This is a genomic window from Deinococcus planocerae, from assembly GCF_002869765.1.
GTDB classification, from domain to species: Bacteria; Deinococcota; Deinococci; order Deinococcales; family Deinococcaceae; genus Deinococcus; species Deinococcus planocerae.
Genome location: NZ_PNOR01000064.1, coordinates 1 through 10,859 on the forward strand (window position 1 = coordinate 1; position 10,859 = coordinate 10,859).

The following is a 10,859-nucleotide window of genomic DNA, read 5'->3' on the forward strand; positions in this document are numbered from 1 at the left end:
TGGCCGCCGACGTGGTGGACCGGGTGCGGACGGCGGCCCTCCTCTCCCCTCCCGCGGCGGTGCCCGGCGTGGCGCCCCGGGTCGCTCCCGAGATCGCGTGGGCGGCGCGGCTGGCCCGGCCTGCCCCGGCTCCTCCCGTCGGGCTGGCGGGCCCCCTGGCCTCGCGGATCGCCCGGGAGGCGGGTGCGCAGGCCCCGGTGCCGGGTTCCCCTCCGCCTCCCGTCCACAACCCCGCGCCGCTGCTGCTCGTCTCGGGGCTGCTCGCCGGGCTGACGCTGCTCGCGGTGACGACCGCGTGGCCGAACCTGGCGGCGGGGGCGACGGTCCTCCAGACGCTGGTGGCGCAGGTCTCGCCTCTGGCGGGGGTGGGGCTCGCACTCCTGCTCGCCGTGAGCGTCCTCGTCGCGTGGCGCCCCACGCCCGCCGTACAGCGCTTCGGGGCCGGGGCCTTCGTGCTCGCCGCCGTGCTCACCCTGCCGCCGCTGTATGAGGCCTTTGCGCGCAGCGGGGTCACGGTGGGGCACGACGTGACGGTCCGCGGCGCCGTGAGCGGCAACGTCATCGCCGTGGGCGGCCACGTGACGCTCGCCCCCGGCGCCCGGGTGGACGGCGAGGTCATCACCCTGCTGGGCGACGTGCGGCGCGAGCCCGGCGCCCAGGTCTCGGGCCGGGTGAACGCCCTGCTCGGGCACGCGCCGGGGGACGCAAGCGCCCTGGAGACGGCGCCGCCCCCCGGGCTGAGCGTCGCGACCGCCACCGCTTTCCGGCCCCTGCTGGGCTGGCTGGGCGGCGCGGCGTGGAGCCGGGTCTTCGTGGTGCTCACGGGCGCCATGCTGCTGGGGCTGTTCGTGGCGGGGGTCGCGCCCATGCTCGCCCGCCGCCAGCGCCACGCCCCGCTGCGGACCCTCGCGCTCGGCGTGCTTGCCCTCGCCCTCCTGATCGGCCCGGCGCTCGGGCTCGCGCTCGTGGGGCTGCTCGTGCCCGCGCTTCTTGCCACGGCCTTCGCCCTGCTCACCGTCGCCACCGGCCTGAGCGTCACCGCCTACGACGCGGGCCGCGCCCTGGCCTACCGGCTGCGCCTGCCCCTTCCCGACGCGGTGGGCGCGCTGCTGGGGCTGTGCACCGTCGCCGCCTCCCTCAGCGTGCCGCCGCTGGCCCTCGTGCTCGTGCTCGTGGGCGGCGCGTGGGGCGCAGGCACCCTGCTCCTCACCCGGCAGGGGCAGGAGGCGGGAGGAAGGTTCCCGGCCTGAAGGTCAAAAAGTCAGGGCCGGAGCATCGATGCTCCGGCCCTGGCCTTTCCGACTGCGCTTCCGGCTGAAACTCAGCTCAGGATGCGCTTGAGGTGCAAGTAGATCTCGTACCAGTCCTGCTTGTCGCGGGGGCGCTTGCCGCGCAGCTCGATGCGCGACAGGGTGCGCACCCAGTCGGGCGTGAGCTGCCCGCCGAGTGCCGGGTCGGCCACGAGGTCGGCCAGCCCCTTGGGCAGCGCCCCCTCGGTGGAGTCGCCGTAGAACTCGACGCCCTCGAGCAGGTCGTGCACCGTGATGGCGTAGGCCCCCGCCAGCGTCTGGAGGGTCTCCAGGCTGGGGTTCGTGCGCCCGCGCTCGAGGTCGCTGAGGTACGGAACGCTGATCCCGGCGGTCTCGGCCACGTCCTTGAGCCGCAGCCCGCGTTCGCTGCGCAGTTCGCGGAGTCGTTCGTGCAGTTTCATCTTTCACCTCCTTGGCTGCGGCGTCGCCTCGCTTCCGTCTCCAGGTGCCCGGAGCAGGAAGGTGTGCCGCCTCGGGCGGGACCGGCCCGCCACGGAACTTGCCTGTGAGCAGAACGGGACACCCTTGGTCGGAGTGTAACACCGCTCCCCGGTACGGTCAATACAGAATAGAGCCCCCCTCTTCTTGCCTCCCCTTAGACACTCTGCTATTATCGTAATCAAAGGATGAATTCAGGTCTCAGCCTCTCTGCGGGGTTGTGCCCGAGCATCGTGACAGGAGGGCGGCCTATGCGCGCACTGGACATTATCGCCGAGAGTATCCGCGTGGGGTACGTTCATCCCACCACCGTCCTCAACACCCTGATCGAGACCGAGAACGAGGGTGGGCTGGGTGCGGTGCGCCGGGTCGAGCGCCACCTCTCGGTCGGGAACCTCGCCCTGCGCGAGCGCGCCCATCCCCACCAGGACCTCGCCCAGCTCTGGTTGGGGGCCACCCGCGCTTACCTCGTCACCCAGGCGGAGCGCAGGCAGGCGGTATAAAGCGGAAGGTCGAAAGCCGGGGGCAGAAGGCCGGGAAAGCTTCTGCCCTCGCTGCCTTTTCTGGCCTTCAGCCTTCCGCCTTTAGCCCGTAGATGTCCTCGTACTTCGCGTGCAGGTAGGCGACGTAGGGGTCGGCGCTGAGGGCACGGCCTGTGGCCCGCTCGGTGAGTTCGGCGGGCGTGAGGCTGCGTCCGTGGCTGTGGACCTGCTCGGCGAGCCACGCCAGCAGGGGAGCGTACTCGGCGCGCTCGATCCCCGCCGCGATCTCCGGGTCCCTCCTGGCCGCCTCCAGAAGCTGCACGCTGAGGAGGTTGCCGAGGGTGTAGGTCGGGAAGTAGCCGATCAGCCCCGCCGACCAGTGGATGTCTTGCAAGACGCCCCGCGCGTCGTCCGGGGGCGTCAGGCCCAGATAGTCGTGCATCTTCGCGTTCCAGGCCTCCGGCAGCTCGGCCACCCGCAGCGTGCCCTCCAGCAGGGCGAGTTCGAGTTCGAAGCGCAGCATGACGTGAAAGTTGTAGGTCACCTCGTCGGCCTCGACCCGGATCAGGCTGGGCTGAACGCGGTTGACGGCGCGGTAGATCGTGTCGGCATCAAGTCCCGCCGTCACCTCGGGCGCGACCTTGGCGAGGGCCGGGAGGTAGCGTTCCCAGAAGGGCCGGGAGCGGGCGAGCAGGTTCTCGAACAGGCGCGACTGGCTCTCGTGGACGCCGAGGCTGGCCCCCGCCGACACGGGCGTGCGCTCCCAGCGCGGCGCCACTCCCCGCTCGTACATCGCGTGCCCGGTCTCGTGCCAGGTGCCGAAGAGACAGGCGGGCCAGTACGCCTCCACCCGGGTCGTGATGCGCACGTCCTCCCGGCTGAAGTTTGTCTGGAAGGGGTGGGCGCTCTCGTCCTGCCGTGAGAACGCCGGCCCCAGCCCGAAGGCCTCGCCCGCCACCCGCCACGCGAAGGCCTTCTGCGCCTCGGGGGAGAAGGGGCGGGTCAGCACGCCGTAGTCCGCCGCGTTCCCCGCCGCCGTGACGCGCCGCAGCAGGGGGAGGGTGCGGTCGCGCAGGTCGGCGAAGACCGCCCGCACCTGCCCCGAGCGCATCCCCGGCTCGTACTCGTCGAGCAGGGCGTTGTAGGGGTGGTCCTCGTAGCCCAGGAGGTCGGCGCGGCGCCGGGCGAGGTCGATCATCTTCCCCAGGTGCGGGGCGAAGGTGGCGAAATGACTGCGTTCGCGGGCGTCCAGCCAGGCGTGGTGCGCCTCGTTGCGGGCGCGGGCAGCTTCCTCCACGAATTCGGTGGGGAGCCGGGTCGCCTTCTCGAAGTCGCGGCGGGCCACCCGCACGACGGCGGCGTCCGTCTCGCCTGCGGGAGTGCCCGCCGCGTCCAGCAGCTCGGCGGTGCGCGGGGCCGTGAACAGTTCGTGCGTGAGGCCTTCCAGGGTCGCCATCTGGAGGCCCCGCACCCGGGCCCCCTCAGGGGGCATCTGCGTCTCCTGGTCCCAGGACAGCAGCCCGGCGGCGGCGTTCAGGTCGCTGACCTGCCCGAGACGGCGTTTCAGTTCGTCCATGCTCATGCCCGCAGCCTAGCGTCCGGCGGGCAGGGTCACCCTACTGCCAGCGCTCCCACGCCTCCCCCGCCTCACCGAGGACGAGCGGGCGCACCTCCCCGATCAGGTACAGGCTCCCGCACAGGGCCGCGAGCCCCCCGGGCGGGAGGAGGTCGAGGGCCGCCCCGGGCGAGTCGGCGAGGCGAACGGGGAGCCCCTCGAACAACGGTGCGAGGTCGGCAGGATCGGCGGCACGCGGGCTGAGGGCGGCCCGGGTGAGGATGACCTCAGACGCGACCGCGCGCAGGGCCGCCGCCACCCCCGCCACGTCCTTGTCCGCCGCCGAGCCGAAGACGACGGGAAGATGCTCCACCCCCAGCCCCCGCAGGGCGGACACGAGCGCCCGCGCCCCGTCCGGGTTGTGCGCCCCGTCGAGGATTACCCGGCCCCCCCGCCACGGCAGCACCTCCAGGCGGCCCGGCCAGCGCACCCCCGCCGCGCCCGCCCGGATCGCCCCCTCCCCCACCCCGAGGCGGTGGGCGGCGGCGGCGGCGAGCGCGGCGTTCCTCGCCCCGTGTTCGCCGAGCAGCGGGGTGCGGAAGGCGAGCACCGCCCCCGGCAGCCTCAGGCGCACGTCCCACCCGTTCCAGCCCAGCGAGGTCGTCTCCAGCGTGACCTGGCGCCCCAGGGCCCAGAGGTCCGCCCCCCGCGCTTCCAGCAGGGGCAGGAGGTCGGCGTCCACCCCCGTCACGGCGGGGTGAGCGGCGCGGAGGATGCCCGCCTTCTCCCCCGCGATGGCCTCCCGCGTCTCGCCCAGGATGGCCGTGTGATCGAGGGCGACGTTGGTGATCACGCTCAGCTCAGGGTCGAGGACGTTCGTGGCGTCGAGCCTTCCGCCGAGGCCCACCTCCATCACGGCCACCCCCACCCCCGCCCCCGCGAAGAGGAGGCAGCCCAGGGCCGTCACGATCTCGAAAAAGGAAGCGCCCTGGGCCTCGGCGTGGGGCCGCACGTGTCCCAGGGCCTCCCGCACCACGTCCGGCGGGAGCTCAGCGCCCGCGACCACGAAGCGCTCGGCAAAGCGCGTCAGGTGCGGGCTGGTAAAGAGGCCCGTCCGTTCCCCCGCCGCCGTCAGGCTGGAGGCCAGGTTCGCGGCGGTGCTTCCCTTGCCGTTCGTGCCGCCGACGAGCACGGCGCGGAAACGCTCCTGGGGATCACCCAGACGGGCGAGCAGGGCACGCACCCGGGACAGCCCGGGATGAACGCCGAACCGTTGCCGCGCGAAGAGCCATTCCAGGTCGGGCGTGGGGGTCATGCGGGCAGGATAGGAGCCGCGCCGGACGCCGGAGAAGAGGGGCCGGACCTCTCCTCCCGGCCTCTCCTTCCCGGCCCCGGGTCAGGCGCCCGGCGTGAAGTAGGCTTCGAGCGTCGGCACGATCTGTTTCTTGCGGCTGATGCGGCTCCCCAGGTCGGCGAGCTTTCCCTCGGGCTCCACCCCGAACGCCTCGCGCAGCACCTTCTCCTCGGTGGCGGACAGCACCAGGGTCTGGTTCGTCTCGCGCAGGATGTCCACGACCGAGAGGAGCACGCCGTTCAGGCCGTCTTCCGCCCGCGCCCGGTCCATCGCGGCGAGCAGTTCCTCTTGCCGACCGAGCACGTACCCCGGATTGGTCGTCTCGACCACGCCGAGGCCCCACTGCTGCACGGTCTGGGGTTTAGCCGGGTCCCCGAAGGGAAAGACCTTGTAGTCCATCCGCAGCAGGGTGTCGGCGGGCGTGTCCCCGAGGTCGCTCTTGGCGGCGAACATCGCGAGCGCGTAGGCCTCCACGTCCGCGACCTCCGCAATGGGCGCCAGAAACGCCACCGCCTCGCGGTCGTCCGGCGTGGTCGTCGGGCTGCGGAAGTGCAGGGTATCGCTGAGGATGGCGCTCAGCATCAGCCGCGCGTCGGTGCGCTCCACCGACAACCCCGCCTCGCGGTGCAGCTTGAGCAGGATGGTCGCCGTGCACCCCACCGGCTCGAAGCGCAGGGAGGCGGGCTGCGAGGTCGTCAGGTCGCCCAGCTTGTGGTGGTCCACCACCCGCGTCACGGTCAGCTCGGAGAGGTTGGAGACCGACTGCGCGCTCTCGTTGTGATCGACGAGGGCCACCCGGGCGCCTGCCCCCAGCTCGGGCAACATCTCAGGAGCCTCCACCCCCGCCTCCCGCAGCACGAAGGGCGTCTCGAAGTTGAGGTCGCCCAGCCGGTAGGCCCGCGCCTCCACCCCCTGACGGCTGAGCAGCCGGGCGTACACGAGGGCCGAGGTGATCGCGTCGGTGTCCGGGTTGGTGTGTCCAAAAACAGCCAGCATGGCGCGATTGTAATGCCCGGGGCAAAAAAGAAGAGGCCCCGGAGGGCCTCCTCAGCGCACAGAGGGTTAGAAGCGGAAGGTGTAGGCGACCTTGAAGCCCTGGGCGATGCTCCGACCCGTGTTGTTGTAAGCGGGGGTCGTGCCGACAGCGGGCGCGCTGGGGCGGAAATCGTCGTTGTAGAACACGCCGTAGTTCGCGGACAGGCCGTTCCAGCTCACCTGAGCGAACAGACCCTGCGAACGTCCGCTGTTGAGACCGGCGTTGTCGCCCGCGAAGGGGGTGTTGGCACTGCTGAAGGGGCTGGCGTAGATGCGGTCCGAAGCGGCGCTGTAGGTCGCCGTCGCAGCGCTGGCGCTGCTGCCAACGGTCGTGCTGGCCACGTTGAAGCCCTGGTAGTAGGCGTAACCCAGGCTCGCGCTCAGGTTAGGCGCCAGGAAACGGTTGAAGGTCACGCCTGCCTGACCGAACAGCTCGGTCGTCGTGTCCCCCGCCACCTCGACCCGGGCGTCACCGTAGTTGGTGATGCGGTTGGCGAAGTTCACGAAGACGCTGGGCTGGAGCGGCACGGCGGTCAAGGGCTGGGTGCTGAGCTTCACACCGTATTTGACAGTGTTGTACGTCGCCGCCGTCAGGTTACCTCCGGCAGCGGTTGTGTTGCCCGTGTCCGTCACCGCCGCGTTGTTCGGCGTGGTGAACAGGTGGTAGCGGGCGAACGGCTGAACCTGCACGCCGAAGACGTTGCCGCTGTAGTCGGCGTAGACCTGGAAGTCGTTGGCGCCCAGCTCTTCCTCGTAGAAGCGAGCATATGCGCCGGTGATGTTCAGGCCACGAATCAGCGCATTGGTTGCCGTGCCGTCGTGACGCAGGCGGGCACCGAAGGTGCTGGAGAACGCGAAGGGCACGTCCGCCACGTCCATGTACGGAGTGGAGCTGTTGTACAGGAAGCCGTTGCCGTCGGGACCCGCGTAGGTCAGGTCGGCGCTGATGAGTGCGTCGTCCTGGGTCGCACGGTTGAAGAAGCCCACGAGGCTCAGGGCCCCCAGGCGCGCACCGGCGCTCACACCGAAGCTGGTGTTGCGCGGCGCGTCGTCGGCGGCAATGTAGGGCACGTAGGTGTCGCCGAACGCCGCCAGCGCCACGGGGCCCAGGTTGGTGCCGACGCCCGCGCCGAAGCCCACCTGATCGGCGATGTAGGGTGCGCTCGACTTGTAGCCGTTCGCGCCCTGGCCGTAGTAGTAGTTGGAATCGTTGGCGCTCATGCCCGCCACGCCAGCAGCGAACTCGGGGTCAATCGCGCGGAAGTTCGCACCGAAGCGGGCGATGCCCAGGTCAGCCGTAGCGTTCGTGAAGAACGCCTGGTCACGGGCGGCCAACGTGCCTCCGATGTCACCGCCGCCGATGATCGGAGCCACCGTCTGCGGGATGCTGGCGACGTACGCGCCGGTCACGTTAAAGGGCGCGTTGCCCTCCGCGTTCCGGGCCCCGAAGCCCAGGTTGTAGTCCACGCCAAGTGCGCTGCGGTTGTTGTCGTTCTGGGCGAACGACACGCCCACCGTACCGAAGTTGGCGGGGTTCACGCTGAAGCGCACGCCGTAGTAGTTGCCCTGGAGGACCCGCGGCTGAGCGGCCCCGTTGTTGGAATCCAGCTTGGCCGTGTTGGCATTGCCCACCACGACCGTCGCCTTGGGCTGGAGCGCCGTGTCCGCGGGGTTGCCCGTCACGTTGACGACGAAGCCACGCCTCGGGACAGCCTCCTCGGTGTCGTTGTCGTTGGCGAACAGGTAGTCGTTGAACTTGAACTTGCTGTTGCTCGACTCGTAACGAACGTCGAACTGCTGCCCGGCGATGGTGCCGCTGGCCGCCGCGCTGCCCACGGTCACGTTGAGGGGGCTGCCCTGGGTCACCTCGTTGTCGACGTTGAAGTTGAGCTCCGCGCTGTTGACGGTGATCTGACCGTTCGCCGTCCGCAGGTTGGTGGCCCGGACTCCGAAAGCGACTTCACTGTCACCCACGAACGAGCGGTTGTTCGTGTCGATGCAGCTCACCGGGTTGCCAGAGGCTGCGAAGACACCGTTAGGGCAGTTCACGCCCGTGCTGAACACGCCGTCGGCGAAGGTCTGGCGGGTCAGGCGGTCGACGTCGAAGTCGGCAATCCCGCTGGTCCGAGCGATGTTGCCGTACACCGCGTTGATCGTACCCACAACGGTAAAGCGCGGCGCGTTCTCCAGGGTGGTCACGCGCGTGTCGATGGTGCCCACGCGGCCCGCGAGGTTGTCAAAGTCCGCGCGCTGCACGAAGTCCGCCTGGGCGCTCTCGACGGCGCTCACGCGGTCTTGCAGGTTCAGGATGTCCTGGTTGAGCAGCACGGTGAGGTCGTTCAGCGCCGCGATGCTGCTGGCGTTGTCGTCGATGTCGGCGCGCAGGGCGTCGTAATCGTCGGCACGCGCCGTCAGATCGGCAATCTGCGACTGAAGCTGCGCGATGGCGTTTGCGTCACCGCTGGCGGTGGCGAGCTGCTCCACGCGCGCCTCCAGGCGAGTGAAGTCCTCGCGGTTCACCGCGTTCTCTTCGAGGTCGCTGACGCGCACGCCGAGCGCCGTCAGGTCAGCCGCCAGCTCCTGGATGGCGTTCTGAAGCGAGGTCAGGGTCTCCGGGCTGAGGTTACCGGGGTTCACCTGCCCCTGGCGCACCTGATCGAGCAGACGGGCCAGGATCACGGCGGCCTCGTAGCGGGTCAGATTCTGGGTGCCGCGGTAGGTCCCGTCCGGGTAGCCCAGGATGATGCCCTGGCTCACCAGACGGTCGATGGCGTCCTTGGCCCAGTGACCGGCGGGAACGTCGGTCAGCGTGGGCACCTGCGACGCCGCAGGAGCCGCAGCCGGGGTGGCGGCGGGTGTCGCCGTCGCCGGAGCAGCCGGGGTGGCCGTCTGCGCGCTGGCGAAGCCGAACGACAGTGCAGCCGTGAGAACGAACAAGCTCTTCTTCATACAACCCCCAAAGCGTGGCGCGTCCGAGGCACTTCCGGCACTGGAGTAGACGGTGGGGCGAGTTGCCGAGTTTCCTCTCCCGGTGCAGTTCGCCATCCGCGCCCTTTCGCGCAACCTGACCGCCGCCGCCTATGGCTTTGGAAAGTCAGATCAGACGGATGATACAAGCGTGAAGAACATGGGGTCAACCCTGAGAGCAGGGTGAACCTGTCTTTCTGGGGTTGATGAAGGCCAATCTGACGGGATCGTGAAGGTTGATCACTAAAGACGCTATTCGTAGGGAGCTTGAAGCTTTATGGAACTATTCAAATCTTACACTCCGCACTGTCCAAGCACTAAATTCGCCCAAAACTTTTGCTGGACGACACCAGCGCAAATCGACTCTTACGCACGCTTGTATTCAACTTGATCACCGGCAGCGGCCAATGCGCCCTCAAACCATTCAGGGATATTCTGCCGAAAGTACCGTTGTGCCCAAGTCTGTGCCCAGGGCCTGAAATTACCCTGAGCGATTGCCGACCGGACACGCTCCACCAGTCGGTGAAGGTAGCGAATGTTATGCAGGGAGAGCATCCGGGGGGCGAGCAATTCCTCGGCGCGGACGAGGTGGGCGAGGTAGGCACGGGTGAAGTTCTGGCAGGCGTAACAATCGCACTCGGGGTCTATGGGTTGCAGTTGGGTGCGGGGGGCACTTGAATTCATGTTCAGGCGCCCGTCATCCGTCAGGGCATAACCGAAGCGGCCCGTGCGCGTGGGGTAAACACAGTCGAACATATCCACACCCAGGGCTATGGCGGCCACGAGGTCCTCAGGGTGTCCCACGCCCATCAGGTAGCGGGGCTTGTGCTCGGGCAACCGCGCTGCCGTCAGGGCGACCGCCGGGTACATTTCCTCCTTGGACTCCCCAACTGCCAGACCACCGATGGCAAATCCCGGCGTCTCGAACGGCAGCGTGAGGTCCAGGCTCAGGTGGCGAAGGTCCGCGTGGACTCCCCCCTGCACGATGGCGAACAGCGCCTGGTCCCCGCGAGTCTTGACGGTCTGACACCGCTCTAGCCACCGGACGGTGCGCTCCAGGCTCCGGCGAATGTACTCCCGCTCGGCGGGGTGGGGCGGGCACTCGTCGAACGCCATGATCACGTCTGCACCCAGGGCCTCCTGCACGGCGACGCTGCGTTCCGGCGTCAGGCTCACCAGGCTGCCATCGACATGACTTTTAAAGGTCACGCCCTCCTCCGTGATCTTGCGCATGTGCCCCAGGCTCATCACCTGAAATCCCCCCGAGTCTGTCAGGAAAGGGCCGGGGTAGGCAGTAAATCCGGCAAGGCCCCCATGCGCCTCGACCAGCCGCTCGCCGGGCCTGAGCATGAGATGGTAGGTATTGGCCAGGATCATCTGCGAGCCCACGTCCAAAAGTTCCTGTGGGCTGAGTCCCTTGACCGTTCCCTGCGTTCCCACAGGCATGAACATCGGCGTTTGTACGGTTCCCCGCGGCGTGGTGAAGGTTGCTACCCTCGCCCGGCCATCCCGATGCCGAATTTCGAACTCAAACATCCGGGTATTGTGCCCGAACGTTCTTGCACAAAATGGAAACCCAAACAAGGAGAGTCAACAAAAAGCCCCACCGCGGGGGGTGGGGGGGACGGTGGAGCGGGAGACGAGATTCGAACTCGCGACATCTACCTTGGCAAGGTAGTGCTCTACCAGCTGAGCTACTCCCGCGTTGTGTTGTGCAC

8 protein-coding genes and 1 tRNA gene are annotated in these 10,859 nt (G+C 69.0%); 2 read left to right on the forward strand and 7 right to left on the reverse strand.

Annotation, left to right across the window (positions count from 1 at the left end):
* Positions 1-1,250: bactofilin family protein (locus A7B18_RS22165; protein ID WP_245872993.1), on the forward strand; the 1,250-nt coding region annotated here is incomplete at its 5' end.
* Between the two features lie 71 nt (positions 1,251-1,321).
* Here the strand turns inward: A7B18_RS22165 and A7B18_RS20340 are convergent.
* Complete coding sequence (locus A7B18_RS20340; RefSeq protein WP_102128500.1) at positions 1,322-1,711, reverse strand: helix-turn-helix domain-containing protein; 390 nt, start codon at positions 1,709-1,711, stop codon at positions 1,322-1,324.
* 288 nt (positions 1,712-1,999) lie between these two features.
* Here A7B18_RS20340 and A7B18_RS20345 point away from each other — a divergent pair, with 288 nt between their 5' ends.
* On the forward strand, positions 2,000-2,251 hold the full coding sequence (locus A7B18_RS20345) for a hypothetical protein (RefSeq protein ID WP_102128501.1): 252 nt from the start codon (positions 2,000-2,002) through the stop codon (positions 2,249-2,251).
* A 67-nt stretch (positions 2,252-2,318) separates the two neighbouring features.
* Here A7B18_RS20345 and A7B18_RS20350 read toward each other — a convergent pair whose 3' ends face one another.
* The 6 genes from A7B18_RS20350 to A7B18_RS20375 all read right to left on the reverse strand — a co-directional run bounded on the left by A7B18_RS20350 (position 2,319) and on the right by A7B18_RS20375 (position 10,845).
* On the reverse strand, positions 2,319-3,812 hold the full coding sequence (locus A7B18_RS20350) for a carboxypeptidase M32 (protein WP_102128502.1): 1,494 nt from the start codon (positions 3,810-3,812) through the stop codon (positions 2,319-2,321).
* Between the two features lie 34 nt (positions 3,813-3,846).
* On the reverse strand, positions 3,847-5,100 hold the full coding sequence (locus tag A7B18_RS20355; protein ID WP_102128503.1) for a bifunctional folylpolyglutamate synthase/dihydrofolate synthase: 1,254 nt from the start codon (positions 5,098-5,100) through the stop codon (positions 3,847-3,849).
* A gap of 81 nt (positions 5,101-5,181) precedes the next feature.
* Positions 5,182-6,135: a manganese-dependent inorganic pyrophosphatase gene (locus A7B18_RS20360; protein WP_102128504.1), complete on the reverse strand. Its 954-nt coding sequence runs from the start codon at positions 6,133-6,135 to the stop codon at positions 5,182-5,184.
* Positions 6,136-6,201: 66 nt separating this feature from the next.
* On the reverse strand, positions 6,202-9,123 hold the full coding sequence (locus A7B18_RS20365) for an S-layer homology domain-containing protein (RefSeq protein ID WP_102128505.1): 2,922 nt from the start codon (positions 9,121-9,123) through the stop codon (positions 6,202-6,204).
* Positions 9,124-9,507: 384 nt separating this feature from the next.
* Positions 9,508-10,677, reverse strand: coding sequence for a tRNA guanosine(34) transglycosylase Tgt (tgt, locus tag A7B18_RS20370; protein ID WP_102128506.1), 1,170 nt, complete (start codon positions 10,675-10,677; stop codon positions 9,508-9,510).
* 92 nt (positions 10,678-10,769) lie between these two features.
* Positions 10,770-10,845 (reverse strand) — tRNA-Gly (locus A7B18_RS20375).
* Positions 10,846-10,859: the final 14 nt, after the last annotated feature.